Origin of the sequence: Streptomyces sp. cmx-4-9 (assembly GCF_046548835.1) — a bacterium.
Lineage (GTDB): Bacteria > Actinomycetota > Actinomycetes > Streptomycetales > Streptomycetaceae > Streptomyces.
This window is the reverse complement of sequence record NZ_JAEBEE010000007.1, coordinates 353,902-375,379: the sequence shown is the minus strand read 5'-3', so window position 1 is coordinate 375,379 and position 21,478 is coordinate 353,902. Positions and strand designations below refer to the sequence as shown.

At 72.5% G+C, this 21,478-nt stretch carries 19 protein-coding genes and 1 tRNA gene; 6 read left to right on the top strand and 14 right to left on the bottom strand.

Annotated features, from left to right (window positions below; all coding sequences use genetic code 11):
* The first annotated feature begins 98 nt into the window (after positions 1-98).
* A complete protein-coding gene (locus tag ACLJTM_RS23310) occupies positions 99-1,151 on the top strand; it encodes a LacI family DNA-binding transcriptional regulator (protein WP_411105622.1) in 1,053 nt (350 codons plus the stop codon).
* A gap of 62 nt (positions 1,152-1,213) precedes the next feature.
* On the opposite strand, the gene ACLJTM_RS23305 is transcribed toward ACLJTM_RS23310, so the two are convergent.
* The 4 genes from ACLJTM_RS23305 to ACLJTM_RS23290 form a co-directional block, all read right to left on the bottom strand.
* Positions 1,214-1,286 (bottom strand) — tRNA-His (locus ACLJTM_RS23305).
* A 105-nt stretch (positions 1,287-1,391) separates the two neighbouring features.
* Positions 1,392-1,994: an oligoribonuclease gene (gene orn, locus ACLJTM_RS23300; protein ID WP_411105621.1), complete on the bottom strand. Its 603-nt coding sequence runs from the start codon at positions 1,992-1,994 to the stop codon at positions 1,392-1,394.
* 128 nt (positions 1,995-2,122) lie between these two features.
* Positions 2,123-3,295, bottom strand: a complete 1,173-nt coding sequence (locus ACLJTM_RS23295) for a helix-turn-helix domain-containing protein (RefSeq protein ID WP_411105620.1) — start codon at positions 3,293-3,295, stop codon at positions 2,123-2,125.
* A gap of 376 nt (positions 3,296-3,671) precedes the next feature.
* Positions 3,672-4,064, bottom strand: a complete 393-nt coding sequence (locus ACLJTM_RS23290) for a hypothetical protein (protein WP_411105619.1) — start codon at positions 4,062-4,064, stop codon at positions 3,672-3,674.
* A 434-nt stretch (positions 4,065-4,498) separates the two neighbouring features.
* Here ACLJTM_RS23290 and ACLJTM_RS23285 point away from each other — a divergent pair, with 434 nt between their 5' ends.
* The gene (locus tag ACLJTM_RS23285; RefSeq protein ID WP_411105618.1) at positions 4,499-5,032 is read left to right on the top strand and encodes a universal stress protein; all 534 of its coding nucleotides are present in this window, start codon (positions 4,499-4,501) and stop codon (positions 5,030-5,032) included.
* Between the two features lie 98 nt (positions 5,033-5,130).
* A complete protein-coding gene (locus tag ACLJTM_RS23280) occupies positions 5,131-5,700 on the top strand; it encodes an acetate uptake transporter (protein WP_411105617.1) in 570 nt (189 codons plus the stop codon).
* A 162-nt stretch (positions 5,701-5,862) separates the two neighbouring features.
* Here ACLJTM_RS23280 and glmS read toward each other — a convergent pair whose 3' ends face one another.
* The 3 genes from glmS to ACLJTM_RS23265 form a co-directional block, all read right to left on the bottom strand.
* A complete protein-coding gene (glmS, locus tag ACLJTM_RS23275; RefSeq protein WP_411105616.1) occupies positions 5,863-7,680 on the bottom strand; it encodes a glutamine--fructose-6-phosphate transaminase (isomerizing) in 1,818 nt (605 codons plus the stop codon).
* A gap of 64 nt (positions 7,681-7,744) precedes the next feature.
* On the bottom strand, positions 7,745-8,020 hold the full coding sequence (locus ACLJTM_RS23270; protein WP_329101771.1) for a hypothetical protein: 276 nt from the start codon (positions 8,018-8,020) through the stop codon (positions 7,745-7,747).
* A gap of 97 nt (positions 8,021-8,117) precedes the next feature.
* On the bottom strand, positions 8,118-9,014 hold the full coding sequence (locus ACLJTM_RS23265) for a DUF4429 domain-containing protein (RefSeq protein ID WP_411105615.1): 897 nt from the start codon (positions 9,012-9,014) through the stop codon (positions 8,118-8,120).
* A gap of 52 nt (positions 9,015-9,066) precedes the next feature.
* Between ACLJTM_RS23265 and ACLJTM_RS23260 the strand changes: the two genes are divergently transcribed.
* Positions 9,067-10,695 (top strand): beta-N-acetylhexosaminidase, encoded by a 1,629-nt coding sequence (locus tag ACLJTM_RS23260; RefSeq protein ID WP_411105614.1) that lies wholly within the window; start codon positions 9,067-9,069, stop codon positions 10,693-10,695.
* Here ACLJTM_RS23260 and ACLJTM_RS23255 read toward each other — a convergent pair.
* The 5 genes from ACLJTM_RS23255 to ACLJTM_RS23235 all read right to left on the bottom strand — a co-directional run bounded on the left by ACLJTM_RS23255 (position 10,688) and on the right by ACLJTM_RS23235 (position 17,688).
* Positions 10,688-11,716, bottom strand: coding sequence for an ABC transporter substrate-binding protein (locus ACLJTM_RS23255; protein ID WP_411105613.1), 1,029 nt, complete (start codon positions 11,714-11,716; stop codon positions 10,688-10,690). The two genes, ACLJTM_RS23260 and ACLJTM_RS23255, sit on opposite strands and share 8 nt — an antisense overlap.
* A gap of 217 nt (positions 11,717-11,933) precedes the next feature.
* Positions 11,934-13,094, bottom strand: coding sequence for an acyl-CoA dehydrogenase family protein (locus tag ACLJTM_RS23250; protein WP_411105612.1), 1,161 nt, complete (start codon positions 13,092-13,094; stop codon positions 11,934-11,936).
* A gap of 7 nt (positions 13,095-13,101) precedes the next feature.
* Positions 13,102-14,034, bottom strand: coding sequence for a hydroxymethylglutaryl-CoA lyase (locus ACLJTM_RS23245; protein ID WP_411105611.1), 933 nt, complete (start codon positions 14,032-14,034; stop codon positions 13,102-13,104).
* The gene (locus tag ACLJTM_RS23240; RefSeq protein WP_411105610.1) at positions 14,031-16,055 is read right to left on the bottom strand and encodes an acetyl-CoA carboxylase biotin carboxylase subunit; all 2,025 of its coding nucleotides are present in this window, start codon (positions 16,053-16,055) and stop codon (positions 14,031-14,033) included. Before ACLJTM_RS23240 ends, ACLJTM_RS23245 begins: the two co-directional genes overlap by 4 nt.
* A 16-nt stretch (positions 16,056-16,071) precedes the next feature.
* A complete protein-coding gene (locus ACLJTM_RS23235) occupies positions 16,072-17,688 on the bottom strand; it encodes a carboxyl transferase domain-containing protein (protein ID WP_411105609.1) in 1,617 nt (538 codons plus the stop codon).
* Between the two features lie 112 nt (positions 17,689-17,800).
* Here ACLJTM_RS23235 and ACLJTM_RS23230 point away from each other — a divergent pair, with 112 nt between their 5' ends.
* Entirely contained in the window at positions 17,801-18,379 is a 579-nt protein-coding gene (locus ACLJTM_RS23230) for a TetR/AcrR family transcriptional regulator (protein WP_411105608.1), read from the top strand.
* A gap of 56 nt (positions 18,380-18,435) precedes the next feature.
* Entirely contained in the window at positions 18,436-19,242 is an 807-nt protein-coding gene (locus ACLJTM_RS23225) for a phosphatase (protein WP_411105607.1), read from the top strand.
* 41 nt (positions 19,243-19,283) lie between these two features.
* On the opposite strand, the gene ACLJTM_RS23220 is transcribed toward ACLJTM_RS23225, so the two are convergent.
* Both ACLJTM_RS23220 and ACLJTM_RS23215 read right to left on the bottom strand, forming a co-directional pair.
* Complete coding sequence (locus ACLJTM_RS23220; protein ID WP_411105606.1) at positions 19,284-20,162, bottom strand: acyl-CoA thioesterase; 879 nt, start codon at positions 20,160-20,162, stop codon at positions 19,284-19,286.
* Between the two features lie 50 nt (positions 20,163-20,212).
* Complete coding sequence (locus ACLJTM_RS23215; protein WP_383806165.1) at positions 20,213-21,370, bottom strand: acyl-CoA dehydrogenase family protein; 1,158 nt, start codon at positions 21,368-21,370, stop codon at positions 20,213-20,215.
* Between the last annotated feature and the right edge of the window lie 108 nt (positions 21,371-21,478).

Sequence of the window (21,478 nt, the reverse complement as noted above, 5' to 3'; positions counted from 1 at the left end):
ATCCTCCCTGAAGGACGTGACGTGCCAGGTGTCGTGAGACACACTGTGGGAGCGCTCCCACGCGCGTCAAGGGGTAGATTCACAACCGGGAGGAAACCATGAACGGGCAGGGGCGCAGTGGGGGACGGCCGACCCTCGAGGAGGTCGCGGCGCGCGCCGGAGTCGGGCGCGGCACGGTCTCCCGGGTGATCAACGGATCCTCCAAGGTCAGCGAGCACACCAGGACCGCCGTCGAGGCCGCCGTCGCCGAGCTGGGGTACGTACCCAACCGGGCGGCGCGCGCCCTCGCCGCCAACCGCACGGACGCCGTCGCGCTGGTGATCCCCGAGCCCGAGGCCCGGTTCTTCGCGGAGCCCTACTTCTCCGACGTGGTCCGCGGGGTCGGCGCCACGCTCGCCGAGACCGACGTGCAGCTCGTCCTCACCCTGGCCGGCAGCGACCGCGAGCGGCGCCGCCTGGCCCAGTACCTGTCCGGGCACCGCGTCGACGGCGTCCTGCTGGTGTCCGTGCACGCCGGGGACCCGCTGCCCGAGCTGCTGACCGAACTCGGCATTCCGGCGGTGATCAGCGGCCGCCGCTCCGCCGCGGAGACCCTGCCGTACGTGGACTCCGACAACCTCGCGGGCGCCGCCGAAGCGGTGCGCCACCTCCTCGTCCGGGGCCGCCGCGCCATCGCCACCATCACCGGGCCGCTGGACGTGTACGGGGCCCAGTGCCGCCTCGACGGCTACCGCACGGCCCTGGCCGCCGCCGGGCGGCCCGCCGACGAGCTGCTCGTCGCCGCCGGCGACTTCACCGAGGAGGGGGGCCGCCGGGCCATGCGGGAGCTGCTGGAGCGCCGCCCGGCACTCGACGCGGTCTTCGCCGCCTCCGACGTGATGGCCGCGGGGGCCCGGCGGGAGCTGCGCGCGGCCGGCCGCCGCATCCCGCAGGACGTGGCCCTCGTCGGCTTCGACGACTCGGTGGTCGCCCGGCACATGGACCCGCCCCTGACCAGCGTCCGGCAGCCGATCGAGGACATGGGCCGCACCATGGCGCGGGTCCTGCTGGAGCACATCGCGGCGCTCCGCACGGGCGCGGGGGAGCAGGACGGACCGGGCGCACCGTCCGTCGTCCTGCCGACCCGGCTCGTGGTCCGGGAGTCCTCCTGAGGCCCGCGGGCGCGGATAAGCAGAAGGCCCGGTCCGCTGTCGCGGACCGGGCCTTCTCCCAGGGTGAGTGACGGGACTTGAACCCGCGGCCACCTGGACCACAACCAGGTGCTCTACCAACTGAGCTACACCCACCATGTCCGGTCGGAGAACCGACCGGCCGAAGAAAAGGGTACAGGGTCCGGGAGGGTGCTCGCTCCCCCCTTTCCCCGCCCCCGCCTCCGCAGGGACGCCCTCCGGCTACGCGCCCGGGACCACGTGCTTCGCGGCGATGCTCCGCGCGGTGTCCGAGTCGGGCCCGGGCTGCGGCACGAAGACGGCCTCCCGGTAGTAGCGCAGCTCGGCGATGGACTCCTTGATGTCCGCGAGCGCCCGGTGGTTGCCGTTCTTCGGAGGGCTGTTGAAGTAGGCCCGCGGGTACCAGCGCCGCGCCAGCTCCTTGACCGAGGACACGTCCACGATCCGGTAGTGCAGGTAGCCCTCCAGCGCGGCCATGTCACGCAACAGGAAGCCGCGGTCGGTGCCGACCGAGTTCCCGCACAGGGGCGCCTTGCGGGGCTCCTTGACATGTTCCCGCACATACGCCAGGACCTGGGCCTCGGCGTCCGCGAGGGTGGTCCCGCCGGCCAGCTCGTCGAGCAGGCCGGACGAGGTGTGCATCTCGCGCACCACGTCGGGCATGGTCTCCAGGGCGGCGTCCGGCGGGCGGATCACGATGTCCACGCCTTCGCCGAGTACGTTGAGCTCCGAGTCGGTGACCAGCGCGGCCACCTCGATAAGTGCGTCGTCCGTCAACGAGAGCCCGGTCATCTCGCAGTCGATCCACACCATGCGATCGTTCATGCGCCCCACCTTATGCGCTCCCCGCGCCGCCGCAGCGGGCGCGCACGTGCTCGGGCCCCCTCGGCGGTGGCCGAGGGGGCCCGAGCACGTGCGGTGTCCGCGGGTGCCGGCGGACCCGGAGCGGGGTGCTACGCGTGCTCGCGCAGGACCCGGTTCGGGGCGTACAGCTCCGTCACGGTGGGACCGGCCGCGGCCAGGGCCGCCGCCGCCCGCTGGGGCTGCGGGGTGCGCTGGTGCGGAACGGGACTCTCCGACAGCTGGGAGACCTGCGCCACGTCGGCCTGCGGCCGGCGTGCCCGGTAGGCGGAGCGGTAGGCGGCCGGGGAGGATCCCAGCTGCCGGCGGAAGTGGCCGCGCAGGGCCACCGGCGAGCGGAACCCGCAGCGTCCGGCGACCTCGTCCACCGAGTAGTCGGAGGTCTCCAGGAGCCGCTGGGCCTGGAGTACCCGCTGGGTGATCAGCCACTGGAGCGGTGCGCTGCCGGTCAGCGAGCGGAACCGCCGGTCGAAGGTGCGCCTGCTCATGTAGGCGCGGGCCGCCAGCGTCTCCACGTCGAACTGCTCGTGGAGGTGCTCCAGCGCCCAGGCGACGACCTCGGCCAGCGGGTCGGCGCCGATCTCCTCCGGCAGCGACCGGTCGAGGTAGCGCTCCTGGCCGCCCGTCCGGCGCGGCGGGACGACGAGCCTGCGGGCCAGGGCCCCGGCCGCCTCGCTGCCGTGGTCCGTACGGACGATGTGCAGGCACAGGTCGATTCCGGCCGCGGTGCCCGCGGACGTCAGCACATCGCCGTCGTCGACGAACAGTTCGCGCGGGTCGACATGGACGGACGGGTAGCGCTTGGCCAGCGTCGGCGCGTACATCCAGTGCGTCGTCGCGGGCCGGCCGTCCAGCAGACCGGCGGCGGCCAGCACGAAGGCCCCCGTGCACAGTCCGACGATCCGGGCGCCTTCCTCGTGCGCCAGGCGGAGTGCGTCGAGCGCCTCCGGAGGCGGCGGTGAGGTGATGGAACGCCACGCGGGAACGACGACCGTGCCTGCCCGGGCGATCGCCTCCAACCCGTACGGCGCGGTCAGTTCGAGTCCGCCGGTGGTCCGCAGCGGACCGTCCTCACCGGCGCACACGAGCAGTCGGTAGCGTGGAACTCCCGCGTCCTGCCGGTCAATGCCGAACACGGAGAGTGGAATGGAGCTCTCGAAGATCGGTCCGCCGCTGAAGAGCAGCACCGCGACGATCTCCCTGCGGCGACGCCCCGCGAGCTTCCGGCCGGCGTCCGCGACGACGGCGGTGGAATCCTGGCTCATGGCGCTAAGCCCCCCTTGGGTGTCGCGACTCCTTGGTCTGGTCGCACCTGCACGTTTCCCCTCGGCCTTGCACGTGGATCCCCCGCTGTAAATACATGATCGAATCTACTGCGTCCCGTGGTGTCGGCGTGACAAGTTCAGCACGCAGCGCTATGTCGACTTGGCAACTTGGCGAAAAGCATTCGATCAGGAAGCGTTCCACTCCGCTACCGGGGTGGGAAGGACGCCGCTCGGCCATGGCCAGTACCCGTAGGGTGCCGGCGCCCCCCGGGCCGCGTAGTCGCTGGTGGTAGGGGGGTCGGGGGGACATTCCGGCAAGCGGGGCGCGAGGGCGGGAAGTTGGCTGAAAACGTGCGGGTGTGGGTGTGCGAACCAGTCAGCCTTGAGGGGGCTGGTAGTTGCCGGAGCCGGAGCCGGAGCCGGAGCTCGCGCCGGAGCCGGAGCTTGCGTCAGAGCCGGAGCCGGAGCTTGCGCCGCCGTGGCAGCCCCGCCGAGGGCCGCCCGCCCGCGAGTGCCGGCCGCGCGGCCCGGGCGCGTACGCCTCCTCCGTACGGACCGGGGCCGCGGCCCGCGTCGCCATCCGCTCCGAGTGGCGCAGCAGGATGCGGCAGGCGGCCGTGACCGCGGCCAGGCCGAGGGTGGCGACGGCCGCCCCGCCGAAGGACGCACCGTAGACGACCAGGACCACGGGGACGAGCAGGCAGCTGAAGGCCGCCCAGCGCACCACGTCACCCGCGGGGTCGTCCTGGGGGCGGGCGGCGGGGTGCACGGACGAGTGAAGCGGGGGAGGCGCGAAACGCGGTCCCGGCGGCGCGGACCGGGTGGACCGGAGGCCTCGAGTCGGCTGGGCGGGCTGGACGGGGTGTACCGGATGACCGGGCACGGCGTGCTCCCTGCGGGCTCTTCCTGGACGGTCGGACTCCTGTCCAACGCCGCGCGGCGGGCTCGGTCACTGCGCGCACGGGTGGAGCGGGCCCCGCTCGTCACTGGCTGTAGGGGGCAGCGGCCATTGCCAAGGCGCGCTCCCTCCGGCATGCTCCCTGGGACGCTCTCCAAGGGCGGCAAGCCCTGTGCAGGACACGAGTGTCGCCGTACCCTGGTGAGTACGGGGTTGGGAAGATGCTTCCCGGACAGAGCTCCGTCACCCAGCGTCGCCGATATCGCCCTGTTGCTTCCTCCAAGGACCTCCTCGCCGAGACACCCATGGCCGGTCACGAATCCCCCGAACCCGCGGACCGCAAGCGCAAACGGCTCGCCGACTCCGCGTCGGCCGCCGATGTGCGGGCGGTGGAACAGCCACGTCTGCCCTGCGATCCGGCCTTCCGGCACGGCGTCGTTGTGGGATTCGACGGATCCACCTCCAGTGAGCGCGCCCTCGCCTACGCGATCGGCATGGCCCGCCGCTCCGGATCCGGTCTGATCATCGTCCATGTGGCCAACCGGCTGCCCACCACCGTGTGGGCCGGCTGCGAGCCGCCCGTCTTCGTGGACGTGCCCGACCACCGCACCGAGGTGCTGGGCCTGGAGCTGGCCTGCGCCGACTACCTGGCCGAGGTGCCGTGGATCCTGGTGGAACGCGGCGGCGACATCTGCCACGAACTGGAGGAGGTCGGCCGCGAGTACTCGGCCGACGCCATCGTGGTGGGCTCCACGCACGGGATCGTCGGCCGGATCTTCGGGTCGGTGGCGGGGCGGCTGGCCAAGCGCGCACAGCGACCCGTTGTTGTCATTCCGTAACCGTCCGTCAAGCCCCTTGTGCGGTTGTGCACCCCTGTAAAGGGTAGATAAATGCTGCTGGGACGCAGCAAACAACTGCAGATCGAAGGGAGCCCGCCGTGGACAACGGTGTCTCTGCGGGAAGCACGGCCTCGACTTCGACCCTCGGGCACATGGCCCTGGGGCTCACCCTTCTCGCCTTCGGCATCGGCCACACCGGCGTCATCGACGGTGTCACCGCTGCCAGTTCCGTGTCGCTCGCCACCTACGTCGGCGGCATCGCCCTGTTCGTCCTCGGAATCCTGGAGTTCCGCGGCGGCAACGGCTTCAACGGCACGGCGTTCGCGGGCCTCGGTGCCTTCTGGTTCACCTGGGCCGCCGGAGCCGACGGAAAGGTCTCGGCAGACGCAGCCGGAGCCTTCCTGGTCCTGTTCGCCCTGCTCGGCCTGACCCTCACGGTGGGCGCGGCGAGCGGACTGTTCGGACAGGGCGTCTACGGCCTGTTCACCCTCTCCCTGGTGCTCCTGGCGGTCGGCGCCTTCGCGGACAGCGGCATGCCGGCCAAGATCGCCGGCTGGGTCGCCGCGGTCGCCGGGCTGCTGGCCTGGTACGGAGCCACCGCGGTCCTGGCGCACTGGCCGATGGCGGCGGGCCGGGCCTCGCGGCGCGGGGCCGTGGCCACGGGCTGAGCGACGGCGCGCGGCAACGGCAGCGGCCCCCGGGAGGTGTCCCGGGGGCCGCTGCCGTGCGCGGGGCCGTCGGCGGTTCTCGGCGGTTCTCGGCGGTTCTCCCCGGCTCTCGGCGGCTCTCCGCGGTGCTCGGCCGGGCTGCGTCGACGGCCGCCGGGCCGACTACTCGACGGTGACCGACTTGGCCAGGTTGCGCGGCTTGTCGATGTCCCGGCCCAGGGCCAGGGCGGTGTGGTACGCCAGCAGCTGGAGCGGGATGCCCATCAGGATCGGGTCCAGCTCGTCCTCGTTCTTGGGCACGAGGATGGTGTGGTCGGCCTTCTCCTGCTCGCGGTGGGCGACCGCGAGGATGCGGCCGCTGCGGGCCTTGATCTCCTCCAGCGCGGCACGGTTCTTCTCCAGCAGGTCGTCGTCCGGGACGATCGCGACCGTCGGCATCGCCGGCTCGATGAGCGCGAGCGGGCCGTGCTTGAGCTCGGAGGCCGGGTAGGCCTCGGCGTGGATGTAGGAGATCTCCTTGAGCTTGAGGGAGGCCTCCAGGGCCACCGGGTAGCCGCGGACCCGGCCGATGAACATCATCGACTTCGCCTCGGCGTACTGCGCCGCCAGCTTCTTGATGTCCTCCTCGCCCTCCAGGATCTCCTGGATCTGCGCGGGGAGCTTGCGCAGGCCCTCGATGATCCGCTTGCCGTCGGTGACGGACAGGTCCCGGATCCGGCCCAGGTGCACGGCCAGCAGCGCGAAGGCCACCACCGTGTTGGTGAAGCACTTCGTGGAGACGACGCAGACCTCGGGGCCGGCGTGCACGTACACGCCGCCGTCGGCCTCGCGGGCGATCGCGGAACCGACCACGTTGACCACGCCGAGGACGCGGGCGCCCTTGCGCTTGAGCTCCTGCACCGCCGCCAGCACGTCGTACGTCTCACCGGACTGGGAGACCGCGATGTAGAGGGTGTCGGGGTCGACGACCGGGTTGCGGTAGCGGAACTCGGAGGCGGGTTCGGCGTCGGCCGGGATGCGCGCCAGGCTCTCGATGAGGCCGGCGCCGATCAGGCCCGCGTGGTACGAGGTGCCGCAGCCCAGGATCTTGACCCGGCGAATGCCGCGCGCCTCGCGCGGGTCCAGGTTCAGGCCGCCCAGGTGCACCGTGTTGAAGCGGTCGTCGATCCGGCCGCGCAGGACGCGGTCGACCGCGTCGGCCTGCTCGGAGATCTCCTTGTGCATGTAGGTGTCGTGGCCGCCCATGTCGTAGGAGGCGGCCTCCCACTCCACGGTCTCCGGGGTGGCGGTGGTCGTCGTGCCGCTCGTGGTGTAGGTGCGGAAGTCGTCGGCCTTCAGGGTGGCCATCTCGCCGTCCCCGAGGGTCACGACCTGGCGGGTGTGGGCGACGAGGGCGGCGACGTCCGAGGCGACGAACATCTCCTTCTCGCCGATGCCGAGGACCACCGGGGAGCCGTTGCGGGCGACCACGATGCGGTCCGGGAAGTCGGCGTGCATCACGGCGATGCCGTAGGTGCCCTCGATCAGCTTGAGCGCCTCGCGCACCTTCTCCTCCAGGGAGGCGGCGGCGGAGCGGGCGACCAGGTGGGTGATGACCTCGGTGTCGGTTTCCGAGGCGAAGACCACGCCCTCGCCTTCGAGCCGGGCGCGCAGCTCGGAGGCGTTGTCCACGATGCCGTTGTGGACGACGGCGACCTGGTTCTCGGGGTCGAGGTGCGGGTGCGAGTTGAGGTCGCTCGGGGCGCCGTGCGTGGCCCAGCGGGTGTGGGCGATGCCGGTGGTGCCGGCGAAGCGCTTGGGGACGCGGCTCTCCAGCTCGCGGACCCGGCCCTTGGCCTTGACGACCTTCAGGGCGCTGGCCTTCGGGCTGTTGACGACGATGCCCGCGGAGTCGTAGCCGCGGTACTCAAGGCGCTGCAGGCCTTCCAGCAGCAGCGGTGCCACGTCGCGCTTGCCGATGTAACCGACGATTCCACACATACGGTTCTGCCCCTCCTGAAGTTCGGTTCGTGTACCCGTCCGAGGCCGCCGAAGCGGCCCGGCCTCAGCCGTAGACGATGCGGCGCAGCTGCCGGAGCGAGAGCTCCGGGGGCGCCACGGCGCGGTGCGGCAGTTCGGCCGCGATCCGCTCGAAGATCTCCGTGTTGACCGCTCCGCCGGACTGCAGTTCGCGGTGGCGGCGGCGGACGAACTCCTCGGTCGTCTCGTCGAAGTACGCCAGCACGTCGAGCACCACCCGGGCGGCCTCCCCGCGCTGCAGCGCGGTGCTGCGCACCAGGTGGTCGACGAGGTCGTCATGCGACGGGCGGCGATCGAGCACCCGTAGATACTGGCGGCTCGCACCGTGCAATGCAAAGATCCTGCCCGAATCCGGGCAGGATCTTCCTGGTCTGGACCAGCGGAATGGATGGATCCGGTCAGAAACGCCGCAAAACGGCCTGCTTGGCGGCCGTGAACTCCTCAGCGGTGAGAATCCCCGACTGGTGCAGCTCACCGAGTTCGCGCAGCCGCCTCAGCAGGGCGTCGTGGTCGGCGGGCTCCTCCGCGGCCCGGACCGCCTCCACCGCCGTCAGGGCCGCGGCCGGCGCGGGCACCGCGTCGGCGGGCTCGGCCGCCGGATGCGGCAGCCGCACCGCGACGGCCGCCGCGACCAGCGCCATCAGCGGGTCCTTCCGGAACCCGAAGAGCTCCACCGCATGCGGGTCGTACTTGGCCGCGGGCGCCGAAGCCGTCGCCCCGGCCAGGGTGAACCGGAGCCAGCCGTTCTCCAGGCCCACGGCCGGGTACCAGTCCACCGACCGCACGTCCGCGACCCGGAACGAGCGCGCCCCGCCGGAACTCTTGGCGTCCTCCGTCTTCCAGTTCCATTCGAGCACCACCCGGTCGCCGTCGAAGGCCACCGTGCCGTCGCCCGCGCTCACCGTCACCGGCACGGCCGGGCCCGGCAGCAGGTACGCGACCGTCGGCCCGCTCTCCACCTGCTCCAGCAGCAGCGCGTTGCGCACCTCGTCCACGAAGTACTCCGCCACCCCGCTGCGGTCCGTCTCCACGGTGAGCCGGTACGGATCGGAGGACTCCGGCAGGCGTCCCCCGGTCACCTGGAGCAGCGGGTCCGCGCCGTCGCGCAGCCGCAGTCGCAGCCGGCCGGCCTTGCGGCCCGGCTCATGGCTGATCCCGGCCACCGCCCGCAGCGGCACCGCCACTTCACCGAGCGTCTGGCGCAGCAGGCCCACCCCCTTGTCGCGGCCCGGCACGATGCGCACCGTGTCCCCGTCGAAGGTCCACGTGCCGTCCTTCTGGATGATTTCCGCCATCCGGTGATTCTCGCACCGGCCCCGGCGGCCCCGGTGGCCTATACCTGGGCGCATGAGAGTCCTGCGACACGCGCTCGGCACCCTCCTGCTCCTCGGCACGGCCCCGCTCCTGGGCGCCGCCGGCACGCCCGCCCACGGGGACGACACCAGACCCGGCGACCGGCGCCCCGCCGCCCTCGCCCCCTACGAACAGCTCCTGCCGGCCCCCCTCTCGGCGCATGCCGCAGGACGCGGGTACGCCTTCGGGCCCGGGACGGTCATCCGGACGCGCCCCGGCGCGGGGGCGCAGGTGCGGCAGGTCGGCGAGCTCCTCGCCGAGCAGCTGCGCGGGCCCAGCGGCCTGCCCCTGCCGGTGGTGGAGGGGGCCGGGCAGGAGGGCATCCGGCTCCGGATCGACGAGCAGGCCGCGGGGGTGGGTGAGGAGGGGTACCGGCTGGAGTCCGGCCCGGACGGGGTCACGCTCACCGCGCGGACTCCGGCGGGGCTCTTCCACGCGGGACAGACCCTGCGCCAGCTGGTGCCGGCGGCAGGGCCCGGGACGGTTCCCGGCGGGACGGTCACCGACCGGCCGCGCTTCGCCCACCGCGGGGCGATGCTCGACATCGCCCGGCACTTCTTCACGGTCGGGCAGGTCAAGAGGTACGTGGACCAGCTGGTCGCGTACAAGGTCAACACCCTGCACCTGCACCTGACGGACGACCAGGGCTGGCGGATCGCGGTCGACTCCTGGCCGCGGCTGGCGCAGTACGGCGGAGTCGGCGAGGTCGGAGGGGGGCCCGGCGGGTACTGGACCAAGGAGGACTACCGCGAGCTGGTGGCGTACGCCGCCGAGCGGTTCGTGGAGGTGGTCCCCGAGATCGACATGCCGGGCCACGTGAACGCCGCCCTGGCCTCCTACGCCGAACTCACCTGCGACGGCAAGGCTCCGCCCCGCTACACCGGGACCAAGGTGGGCTTCAGCTCGCTGTGCGTCGGCAAGGAGCGCACCTACACCTTCATCGACGAGGTGCTCGGCGAGATCGCGCGGCTGACCCCGGGCCGCTACCTCCACATCGGCGGCGACGAGGCGCACGCGACCCCGGCGGCGGACTACGCGGCCTTCATGGACCGGGCGCAGGCCGTGGTGGGCCGGCACGGCAAGACCGTGGTGGCCTGGCACCAGCTGGCGGCGGCCCGGCCGGCGAAGGGCGCGGTGCTCCAGTACTGGGGCCACGACAGGACCGCGGCGGCGGAGAAGGCGGCCGTCGCGGCGGCGGCGAAGGCCGGGCACCCGGTCATCCTGTCGCCGGCGGACCGCGCCTACCTGGACATGAAGTACGACCCGCAGACCAAGCCGGGCCTGTCCTGGGCCGGTTACGTCCCGGTCCAGCGCAGCTACGCCTGGGATCCCGGGTCCTACCTGGACGGAGTACCGGAGTCCGCGGTGCTGGGCGTCGAGGCCGCCCTGTGGACGGAGAACGTCGCGACCCGGGAGGACCTCGAACTCATGGCCTTCCCCCGGGTCCTGGGCCTGGCCGAACTGGGCTGGAGCACGGGCCCCGCGGACTGGGCCGCCTACCGCCACCGGCTCGCGGCGCAGGGGCCCCGCCTGGACGCCCGGGGCATCGGCTACCACCGGACGGCCGAGGTGCCCTGGCCGCAGGCGTCGCCGGGGTCGGCCCCGGGCGTCCGGGTCAGCTGACCTTCTTGGCGTTCTGGAGGGACTTCGCGAGGTCCTCCAGGATCTGGGCGCACTTGTCGTAGGAGTAGATCGGCTCGCTGGTCCGCGGGGCCACCTGGTTCGCCTTGACCGCGGGCAGCTCGGCCCAGGTGGGCTTCGCCTTCAGCTGCTCGGGCTGCAGGGCGCTGCTGCGGTTGTCCAGCAGGATCAGGTCGGCCGGGTACTTGCCGGCGTTCTCCCAGCTCAGGCCTTCGAAGAAGCCGCCTGCGTCCAGCTTGTCCGGGGTGACGAACTCGACGCCCAGCTCCTTGAAGTACTTGAGGTCGGCCGCGGTGTCCGGGGTGGAGGCGTAGAACAGGGCGTCCGCGCCGGAACCCGCGAGCACCTTGATGCCGGGGTTCGCCTTGACCGCCTCGCGGACCTTGCCCGACGCGGCCTCGAAGCGGGCCTTGGCGTCGACCACGTTCTTGGCGTCGAGGTCGGCGCCGAGGGACCTGGCGAGGTCGGCGGTGCGCTCCAGCGCCTTGGGCAGGGAGGTGTCACCGCCCACGGAGACCGCGGCGGCCGGCGCCAGCTTGAGGATCTTGTCCTTGGAGGCCTCCGGGACGTACCAGTAGCTGCCGTCCCAGGTGTTGGTGACGAGCAGGTCCGGCTGGAGGGAGGCGTACTTCTCCACGTTGAACTGGTCGTAGACGTTGCCCAGGATCTCGACCTTGGAGATGTCCAGGGAGCCGGCCTGCACGTCGGGCTTGCCGTCGGCGGTCTTGGTCGGGCCGAACACGCCCTTGACGGGTACGCCGTAGTCGTGGAGGGCGGCGGCGGTGCCGGTGAAGGCGACGATGTTCTTCGGCTTCGCCTTCAGGCTGATCTCCTTGCCCAGGTCGTCCGTGAAGGACCAGGCGCCCGCGGCGGCGCCCGTCGCGCCGTCCCCCTTCGCCGCATCGGTGCTGCCGCATGCGGTGAGCGCGGCGACGAGCCCGAGGGCGCCGCCGGCCGCGATGAGGCTGCGACGGGAGAGGGGGGAGGTACGGGGCGTGCGCATGAGGGGTCCGTTTTCGTACGAGGAGCGGCCACCTGGCCCTGAGTAAGGAAGGTTAGCCTAACCTATGAAGAGCTTTCCGGAGGGACCCGTTCCGGTGTGCGCCGCCCCGTTCGCGGGCGGTGGTCTGCAAGGCCGTACGGTCCCGCCCGCCCGCCGTGCGTGCGGGCGGGACCCGGCGTCCTGGTGCTGTGCCCGGTGAACCCTTCCGGGCGCAGCACTAGGAGGAGAAGCCCAACTCGCGGGCGATCAGCATGCGCTGGACCTCGCTGGTGCCCTCACCGATCTCCAGGATCTTCGAGTCGCGCCACATGCGGGCCACCGGGTACTCGTTCATGAAGCCGTACCCGCCGTGGATCTGCGTGGCCTCGCGGGCGTTGTCCACGGCCACCGTCGAGGAGTACAGCTTCGCGATCGCCGCCTCCTTCTTGAAGGGCTCACCCGCCACCAGCCGGGACGCCGCGTCACGCCAGCCGATGCGCGCCATGTGGGCGCGCATCTCCATGTCCGCCAGCTTGAACTGGATCGCCTGGTTGTCGCCGATGGCCTTGCCGAAGGCGTGCCGCTCCTTGGCGTACTTCACCGATTCGTCCACGCAGCCCTGCGCGAGACCCGTCGCGAGCGCGGAGATGGCGATGCGGCCCTCGTCGAGAATGCGCAGGAACTGGGCGTAGCCGCGGCCCTCCTCGCCGACGAGGTTGGCCAGGGGGACCCGTACGCCGTCGAAGGACAGCTCGCGGGTGTCCGAGGAGTTCCAGCCGACCTTGGAGTACGGCGCGGCCACCGTGAAGCCCGGGGTGCCGGACGGGACGATGATCGAGGAGATCAGCGGGCGGCCGTCCGCCGTGCGGCCCGTGACGGCGGTGACGGTGACCAGGCCCGTGATGTCCGTACCGGAGTTGGTGATGAAGCACTTCGAACCGTTGATCACCCATTCGTCGCCGTCCCGGACGGCCGTGGTGCGGGTGCCGCCGGCGTCGCTGCCCGCGCCCGGCTCGGTCAGCCCGAACGCACCCAGGACCTCGCCGGAGCACATCTTCGGCAGCCACTGCCGCTTCTGCTCCTCGGAGCCGAAGAGGTAGAGCGGCATGGCGCCCAGGGAGACCCCGGCCTCCAGGGTGATGGCGACCGAGGAGTCGACGCGGGCCAGCTCCTCCAGGGCGATCCCGAGGGCGAGGTAGTCGCCGCCCATGCCGCCGTACTCCTCGGGGAAGGGCAGGCCGAACAGGCCCATGCGGCCCATCTCGGCGACGATCTCGTACGGGAACTCGTGGCGCTCGTACAGGTCGCCGATCTTCGGCGCGATCACGTCGTGCGCGAACGCCTCGACGGTGCGGCGGAGTTCCTCGTGCTCGGGGGTGAGCCGGTGGTCGAGGGACATGAGTCACTTACTCCTTGTGGGAGAGGGCGCGGACGGTACGGGAGGGGCTGGGGCGCCCCAGCTGCTGCGCCATCCACACGCTGGTGGTGGTGAGGGCGGCAAGGTCGACCCCGGTCTCGATGCCGAGGCCGTCGAGCATCCACACCAGGTCCTCGGTGGCGAGGTTGCCGGTGGCGCTCTTGGCGTACGGGCAGCCGCCGAGGCCGCCGGCGGAGGCGTCGACCGTGGTCACGCCGTGCTGGAGCGCGGCGAGGGTGTTGGACAGGGCCTGTCCGTAGGTGTCGTGGAAGTGCACGCCGATCCGGTCGGTGCCCACGCCCTCCTCGTTCAGCGCCGACAGCAGGGCGCGGACGTGGCCGGGGGTGGCGACGCCGATGGTGTCGCCGAGGCTGAGCTCGTCGCAGCCGAGGTCGAGCAGGGCCTTGGCGACGCGGACCACCTGGGGGACCGGGACCGCGCCCTCCCAGGGGTCGCCGAAGCACATCGACAGGTAGCCGCGGACGTGGGCCCCGCCCTGCACGGCCCGGGCCACGACCGGCGCGAACATGTCGAGGGACTCGGCGACGGTGCGGTTGAGGTTGCGGGCGGCGAAGGTCTCGGTGGCCGAACCGAAGACGGCGATGCGGGTGGCGCCCAGAGCCAGCGCCCGGTCGAGGCCGCGTTCGTTGGGGACGAGCACGGGCAGCGCCGCCTGCACGTCGCCGAGCAGCGGGAAGAGCTGCTCGGCGTCCGCGAGCTGGGGCACCCATGCGGGGTGGACGAAGCTGGTGGCCTCGATGGTGGTGAGCCCCGCCGCTGCCAGCCGGTGCACGAACTCGGCCTTCACGGCGGTGGGGACGGTCGCCTTCTCGTTCTGCAGCCCGTCGCGGGCGCCGACCTCGTGGATCCGCACGCGGGCCGGGAGGCCGTCCGCCGGGACGGTCATGGGCAGGCCGCTCATGCGTCCGCCTCCTCGTCGCCGTCCGGGCTGACCACGGCCAGGACCTGGTCCATGGCCACGGTGGTGCCGGGGAAGACGTCCAGCTCGGTGACGGTTCCGGCATGCGGGGCGGAGATGACGTGCTCCATCTTCATGGCCTCGACGACGAGCAGGCTCTGCCCGGCGGCGACCCGGTCGCCGACCGCGACCTTCACCACGGTGACGGTGCCGGGCATCGGGGCGGCGAGGGTGTCCGCGCCGCCGCGTCCGGCGCCGCCCAGGCCCGCCTCGACGGGGTCGTGGTCCCGGACGTGCCAGCTGTCGCCGTCCTGGCCGAGCCAGACCCCCTCCGGGGAGGCGGCGTGGCTGAACCGGTGCGTGACGCCGTCGAGTTCGACGGTGACGGCGGACGCGGTGCGGGCCACGACCCGGCCGCGGACCGGCGCGGCCGGGGCGTCCTCGGCGGGGCCGGGCAGGAGCAGCTCCGTGTCCGGGCCCAGCGGGCGGGTGCGGACCTCCACCGGGTCCTGGCCGGGGAGGCGGAAGTGGCGGACCGTCCAGGCGGGGACGCCGCCCAGCCGCCAGCCGGTGCCGGAGTCGAAGGGGTCGACCCAGCCCGCCGCCGGCGCCGCTCCCGGCTGCGCCAGCAGGGCTGCCGCCGCGTACACCTGCGGCGGCACCCCCTGCGGCAGGAGCCCCGCCAGGTCGCGTTCGACCAGCCCGGTGTCCAGGTTGCCCGAGACCACGTCCGGGTGGGCCAGCAGGCGACGCAGGAAGCCCGTGTTGGTCTGGACGCCCAGGATCACCGTGTCCGCGAGGGCGCCCCGCAGCACCCGCAGGGCCGCCGCACGGTCCGGCCCGTACGCGATGACCTTGGACAGCATCGGGTCGTACGCCGAACCCACCGGGACGCCCGCGCTCAGGCCGGAGTCGGTGCGCACCGCCCCGCCCGAGGGCTCGGACAGGGCCAGGACCGTGCCGCCGGACGGCAGGAAGCCGCGCGCCGGGTCCTCGGCGCAGACGCGCGCCTCGATGGCGTGCCCGGTCAGCCGGACGTCGGACTGCGTGAGGCCCAGCGGCGTGCCCGCCGCGACGCGCAGCTGCTGCTCCACCAGGTCCAGGCCGGTGACCAGCTCCGTCACCGGGTGCTCGACCTGGAGGCGGGTGTTCATCTCCATGAAGTAGTACGAGGAGGGGTCCTCGCCGGGGACGATGAACTCCACGGTGCCCGCGCCCACGTACCCGCACGAGCGGGCCGCCTCGACCGCCGCCTCGCCCATCGCCGCCCGGGTCTTCTCGTCGAGGAGGACCGAGGGGGCCTCCTCGATCACCTTCTGGTGGCGGCGCTGCAGCGAGCACTCGCGCTCGCCGAGGTGGACCACGTTGCCGTGGGCGTCGGCGAGGACCTGGATCTCGATGTGCCGGGGCCGGTCGATCCAGCGCTCCACGAGGAGCGTGTCGTCGCCGAAGGAGGAGCGGGCCTCGCGGCGGGCCGCCGCGATCTCTTCGGCCAGCACCGAGGCGTCGCGGACGAGCCGCATGCCCTTGCCGCCGCCGCCCGCCGAGGGCTTGAGCAGGACCGGCATGCCGATCTCCGCGGCCGCGGACGCCAGTTCGGCGTCGGTCAGGCCGCTGCCGGAGGAGCCGGGGACCACGGGCACGCCCGCAGCCTTGACCGTCTCCTTCGCGCGGATCTTGTCGCCCATCAGGGAGATCGCGCTCGCCGGCGGGCCGATGAAGGCCAGCCCGGCCTCGCCGCAGGCCCGGGCGAAGGCCGCGTTCTCCGCGAGGAAGCCGTAGCCGGGGTGGACGGCCTCGGCGCCGGTGCGCCGGGCGGCGTCCAGGAGCCGCTCCACCGACAGGTAGCTCTCGGCGGCGGCCGCAGGGCCGATCCGGACGGCCGTGTCGGCCTCCCGGACGTGCCGGGCGTCGGCGTCCGCATCGCTGAAGACGGCCACGGAGCGGATGCCGAGCTCCCGCAGGGTGCGGATGACGCGTACCGCGATCTCGCCCCGGTTGGCGACCAGAACAGTGCTGAACATCGAAGAGGTCCTCACGTCACATACGGAAGATGCCGAAGCCGGAATCCTGCAGCGGGGCGTTCGCGCAGGCGGTCAGGGCCAGTCCCAGCACCTGCCGGGTCTCCACCGGGTCGATGACCCCGTCGTCCCACAGCCGCGCGGTGGCGTAGTAGGCGTTGCCCTGCTCCTCGTACTGCGCACGGACCGGGGCCTTGAAGGCCTCCTCGTCCTCGGCGGGCCAGTCCTGCCCGGCGCCCTCGATCTGGTCCCGTTTGACCGTGGCCAGCACCGAGGCGGCCTGCTCCCCGCCCATCACGGAGATCTTGGCGTTCGGCCACATCCACAGGAACCGCGGCGAGTACGCCCGGCCGCACATCGAGTAGTTGCCCGCGCCGTACGAGCCGCCGACCACCACGGTCAGCTTCGGGACCCGGGTACAGGCCACCGCCGTGACCATCTTGGCCCCGTGCTTGGCGATGCCGCCCGCTTCGTAGTCCCGTCCGACCATGAAGCCGGAGATGTTCTGGAGGAAGAGCAGCGGGATGCCGCGCTGGTCGCACAGCTCGATGAAGTGGGCGCCCTTCTGGGCGGACTCGGAGAACAGGATGCCGTTGTTGGCGACGATCCCGACCGGGTGCCCGTGGATCCGGGCGAAGCCGGTGACCAGGGTCTGGCCGAACTCCGACTTGAACTCCTGGAAGCGGGAGCCGTCCACGATCCGCGCGATGACCTCGCGGGCGTCGTAGGGGGTGCGGGAGTCGACGGGGACCGCGCCGTACAGGCCGGACGGGTCCACCGCGGGCTCCTCGGGCGCCTCCACCGACCAGGGCAGCGCCCCGCGCTGCGGCAGGGTCGCCACGATGTTCCGGACGATCCGCAGGGCGTGCGCGTCGTCCTCCGCGAGGTGGTCGGTGACGCCGGAGGTCCGCGAGTGGACCTCGCCGCCGCCCAGCTCCTCCGCGGTGACGACCTCGCCGGTCGCGGCCTTCACCAGCGGCGGGCCGCCCAGGAAGATCGTGCCCTGCCCGCGGACGATGACGGCCTCGTCGCTCATCGCCGGGACGTACGCCCCGCCGGCCGTGCAGGACCCGAGGACCGCGGCGATCTGCGGGATCCCGGCGCCCGACATCCGCGCCTGGTTGTAGAAGATCCGCCCGAAGTGCTCGCGGTCGGGGAAGACCTCGTCCTGCATGGGCAGGAACGCGCCGCCCGAGTCGACCAGGTAGAGGCAGGGGAGACGGTTCTCCAGCGCCACCTCCTGGGCGCGCAGGTGCTTCTTGACGGTCATCGGGTAGTACGTGCCGCCCTTGACGGTGGCGTCGTTCGCGACGACGACGCACTCGCGGCCGCTGACCCGGCCGATGCCGGCGATCACCCCGGCGGCGGGCGCGGCGCCCCCGTACATGCCCTCGGCGGCCAGCGGGGCCAGCTCCAGGAAGGGGGAGCCGGGGTCCAGGAGGGCGTCGACGCGGTCGCGCGGAAGGAGTTTCCCGCGGGCGGTGTGGCGGGCGCGGGCCTTCTCGCCGCCGCCGAGCCGGGCCGCGTCGAGCCGGGCCCGCAGGCCCTTGGTGAGCTCGCGGTGGGCGGCCTCATTGGTCCGCCAGGCCTCGGACGCCGGGTCCGCGGCGCTCGTCAGCACTGGTGCCTGCTGCATCGGTCGAGCTCCCTTGCTCGTTCCACCTGCTCGGTGCACGCTGTTAATGGTCGTTAACGTGTGTGGAGCTTAGGTTAACGACCGCTAACGGCCCTGTCTAGAATGGTTTCCCATGAGCACCAGAGCGGCCGCCCCGACCCGTCGCGAGCAGATCCTCAGTGAGGCCGCCCGCCTCTTCGCCGCACGCGGGTTCCACGGGGTCGGCGTGGACGAGATAGGCGCCGCGGTCGGCATCAGCGGCCCCGGCCTGTACCGGCACTTCGCGGGCAAGGACGCCATGCTCGCCGAACTCCTCGTCGGGATCAGCGAGCGGCTGCTGACCGGCGGCCGGCTCCGGGCGGCGCAAGCGGCGGGCGACCCGGCGCAGGTCCTGGCCTCCCTCATCGACGGGCACATCGACTTCGCCCTCGACGACCGCGCCCTGATCACCCTGCACGACCGGGAGCTGGACCGGCTGCGCGAGACCGACCGCAAACTCGTCCGCCAGCTCCAGCGCCAGTACGTCGAACTGTGGGTGGACGTCGTCCGGCAGCTGCACCCCGAGGTCGCCGAGGCCGGGGTGCGGGTCGCCGTGCACGCCGTCTTCGGACTGCTGAACTCCACCCCGCACCTGGCGGCCCTGGGCCGGGAGGCCACCGAAGCGCTGCTGCGGCGCCTCGCGAACGGGGCGTTCGGGGCGCTGTCGGGGTGAGGCGGGGCGTCCGCTGGACGGAACGGGCAGGACGGCTGCGCCGCCGCGGCGGCAGAATGGGCCGCATGCCGAAGCCGATAGAGACGTCCGTACCGAGCCGCGCCGAACTCGTCGACCACCTGGTCCGCACCCGGATCGCGGGGCAGGTGGCCACGCCCCGCGACAACAACCTCTCGCACTACCGCAAGCTCGCCAACGGCGACCGGCACTACTGGCTCGGCCTGGAACTGGGCGACCGCTGGAGCGACGAGCAGGACGTCCTCGCGGTGATGGCGGAGCGCTGCGGGGTCGTGGACGACCCGGCGTACCGCCACGGCCAGGACACCATCGACCCCGAGCTGACCGTGGGCGGACTGGACCGGCTGGCGGCGCGGCTGCGCAAGGCCGCGCTCGACCGGCAGAGCGTGCTCTTCGCCACCGGCCACCCGGGCGGCCTGCTGGACGTCCACCGGGCCACGGCCGCCGCCCTGCGCGCCGCGGGCTGCGGGATCGTGGAGATCCCGCGCGGGCTGACCGCCGACGAGGGCTCGGTGTGGCAGTTCGCGGACGTCGCCGTGCTGGAGCGGGGCGCGACGCTGTGGCACACCCATTCGCCGGAGCCGATGGCCGCGATCCTGGACGGCCTCGCCGCGGAGGGCCGCCCGCTGCCGGACCTGGTCGTCGCCGACCACGGCTGGGCGGGCTGCGCGGCGCAGCGGGGCCTGGACGCGGTGGGCTACGCGGACTGCAACGACCCGGCGCTGTTCCTCGGCGAGGCCGAGGGCACCCTCCAGGTGGCGGTCCCCCTGGACGACCACGTGCGCGACCCGCGCTTCTACGACCCGATGGTGGCGTACCTGCTGGACGCCGCGGGCCTGCTGTAGGGCGCCGCGGGGCCGCCCGCCGCCCGGCCCGGGGCGGGCGGTCAGCTGCGGGGCACGCGGACGACGCCCTCCTGGATGACGGTGACGGCCAGCCGGCCGTCCTGGGTCCAGATGCGGGCCTGGCCCAGGCCCCGGCCGGCTGCCGCCGAGGGGGACTCCTGGTCGTAGAGCAGCCACTCGTCCGCGCGGAACGGCCGGTGGAACCACATCGCGTGGTCCAGCGAGGCCCCCACCACGTCACCGACGGCCCAGCCGCCGCGTCCGTGCGCGAGCAGCACCGAGTCCAGCAGGGTCATGTCGGAGACGTACGTGGCCAGGCAGGTGTGGAGCAGCGGGTCCTCGCTCTCCAGCTTCCCGGCCGTACGGAACCACACCTGCGAGCGCGGCTCGACCGGCCGGCCCACGCTGCCCCAGGGCGGCACCGTGGCGTACCGCAGGTCGACCGCCCCGCGGGCCTCGATCAGGCGTTCCACGGTGTCCGGGTCGCGGAAGACCTCCCGGTAGGCGGGCAGGGCCTCGGCCGCGGTGGGCAGGGTCTCCGGGTCCGGTGCGGCCGGCATGGCGGCCTGGTGGTCCAGGCCGTCCTCGTACGCCTGGAAGGACGCCGAGAGGTGGAAGACGGGCTGCCCGTGCTGGACCGCGACGACCCGGCGCGTGGTGAAGGAGCGTCCGTCGCGGATGCGGTCCACCGAGTACACGATGGGGGCGCCCGGGTCGCCGACGCGCAGGAAGTACGAGTGCAGCGAATGCGCGGTGCGGTCCGCCGGCACGGTGCGGCCGGCCGCGACCAGTGCCTGGGCCGCGACCTGACCGCCGAAGACGCGCGGTACCAGCGCCGAACGGCTGGTACCGCGGAAGATGTTCTCCTCGATCTGCTCCAGGTCGAGCAGGTCGAGGAGTGTCGTCAGTGCCTCGTTCATGGGTGAAGGTGAAGGGCAGGTCCGGGAGGTCCCGGGGTCCTCGAAGTCCCTTACAGGCCCATCGACTTGGCGATGATGGACTTCATGACCTCGCTGGTGCCGCCGTAGATGCGGTTCACGCGGTTGTCGGCGTACAGGCGGGCGATCGGGTACTCGTTCATGTAGCCGTAGCCGCCGTGCAGCTGGAGGCACTTGTCGATGACGCGGTGGGCGACCTCGGTGCAGAACAGCTTCGCGGAGGCGGCCTCGGCGGCGGTGAGCTCACCGGCGTCCAGGGCCTCCAGGGCGCGGTCGGCGACCGCCTCGGCGGCGTCCACCTCGGCCTGGCAGGAGGCCAGTTCGAACTTGGTGTTCTGGAAGTGCGCGACCGGCTTGCCGAAGACGGTGCGGTCGGTCACGTACTGCTGGGCGAACCGGACGGCGGCCTTGGCCTGCGCGTAGGCGCCGAAGGCGATGCCCCAGCGCTCGGAGGGCAGGTTGGCGCCGAGGTAGTAGAAGCCCTTGTTCTCCTCGCCCATGAGGTCCTCGACGGGCACCTTGACGTCGACGAACGCCAGCTCGGCGGTGTCGGAGGTGCGCAGGCCCAGCTTGTCCAGCTTGCGGCCGATCGAGTAGCCCTCGGACTTGGTGTCCACGGCGAACAGGGAGATGCCGAAGCGGCGGTCGTCCTCGCGCGGGGCCGAGGTGCGGGCGCAGACGATGACGCGGTCGGCGTGGACGCCGCCGGTGATGAAGGTCTTGGAGCCGTTGAGGACGTAGTGGGTGCCGTCCTCGGAGAGCTTGGCGGTGGTCTTCATGCCCGCGACGTCGGAGCCGGTGCCCGGCTCGGTCATCGCCAGGGCCCACATCTCCTCGCCGGTGACGAACTTCGGCAGGTAGCGCTTCTTCTGCTCGTCCGTCGAGAGCATCTTGATGTAGGGGAGGGCGAGCAGCACGTGCACGCCGGAGCCGCCGAAGTTCACGCCCGCACGGGAGGTCTCCTCGTACAGGACGGCCTCGAACTTGTGGGTGTCCAGGCCCGCGCCGCCGAACTCCTCGGGGACGTTGATGCCGAAGACGCCCAGCTCGCCGAGCTTGTAGTAGAAGTCGCGCGGCGCCTGACCGGCCTGGAACCACTCGTCGTAGACGGGGACGACCTCGGCCTCGATGAAGGCGCGGATGGTCTCGCGGAACGCCTCGTGGTCCTCGGTGAAAACGGTACGGCGCACGGCCGGCTCCCTTCGGTGCGCGGCGGTCCGCCGCTTATGCCTAAGCGCTTGCTCAGACTAAGTTACCGGCGGGTTGTCGCCCCTGTCCAGAGAGAGTGACCGACCTGA

What these genes read in the sequence shown, in the direction of transcription:
- ACLJTM_RS23310 (WP_411105622.1), top strand. Translation starts at nt 99, where the DNA reads ATGAACGGGCAGGGGCGCAGTGGGGGACGGCCGACCCTCGAGGAGGTC.
- orn (WP_411105621.1), bottom strand. Translation starts at nt 1,994, where the DNA reads ATGAACGATCGCATGGTGTGGATCGACTGCGAGATGACCGGGCTCTCG.
- ACLJTM_RS23295 (WP_411105620.1), bottom strand. Translation starts at nt 3,295, where the DNA reads ATGAGCCAGGATTCCACCGCCGTCGTCGCGGACGCCGGCCGGAAGCTC.
- ACLJTM_RS23285 (WP_411105618.1), top strand. Translation starts at nt 4,499, where the DNA reads ATGGCCGGTCACGAATCCCCCGAACCCGCGGACCGCAAGCGCAAACGG.
- glmS (WP_411105616.1), bottom strand. Translation starts at nt 7,680, where the DNA reads ATGTGTGGAATCGTCGGTTACATCGGCAAGCGCGACGTGGCACCGCTG.
- ACLJTM_RS23265 (WP_411105615.1), bottom strand. Translation starts at nt 9,014, where the DNA reads ATGGCGGAAATCATCCAGAAGGACGGCACGTGGACCTTCGACGGGGAC.
- ACLJTM_RS23260 (WP_411105614.1), top strand. Translation starts at nt 9,067, where the DNA reads ATGAGAGTCCTGCGACACGCGCTCGGCACCCTCCTGCTCCTCGGCACG.
- ACLJTM_RS23255 (WP_411105613.1), bottom strand. Translation starts at nt 11,716, where the DNA reads ATGCGCACGCCCCGTACCTCCCCCCTCTCCCGTCGCAGCCTCATCGCG.
- ACLJTM_RS23250 (WP_411105612.1), bottom strand. Translation starts at nt 13,094, where the DNA reads ATGTCCCTCGACCACCGGCTCACCCCCGAGCACGAGGAACTCCGCCGC.
- ACLJTM_RS23245 (WP_411105611.1), bottom strand. Translation starts at nt 14,034, where the DNA reads ATGAGCGGCCTGCCCATGACCGTCCCGGCGGACGGCCTCCCGGCCCGC.
- ACLJTM_RS23240 (WP_411105610.1), bottom strand. Translation starts at nt 16,055, where the DNA reads ATGTTCAGCACTGTTCTGGTCGCCAACCGGGGCGAGATCGCGGTACGC.
- ACLJTM_RS23235 (WP_411105609.1), bottom strand. Translation starts at nt 17,688, where the DNA reads ATGCAGCAGGCACCAGTGCTGACGAGCGCCGCGGACCCGGCGTCCGAG.
- ACLJTM_RS23230 (WP_411105608.1), top strand. Translation starts at nt 17,801, where the DNA reads ATGAGCACCAGAGCGGCCGCCCCGACCCGTCGCGAGCAGATCCTCAGT.
- ACLJTM_RS23225 (WP_411105607.1), top strand. Translation starts at nt 18,436, where the DNA reads ATGGGCCGCATGCCGAAGCCGATAGAGACGTCCGTACCGAGCCGCGCC.
- ACLJTM_RS23220 (WP_411105606.1), bottom strand. Translation starts at nt 20,162, where the DNA reads ATGAACGAGGCACTGACGACACTCCTCGACCTGCTCGACCTGGAGCAG.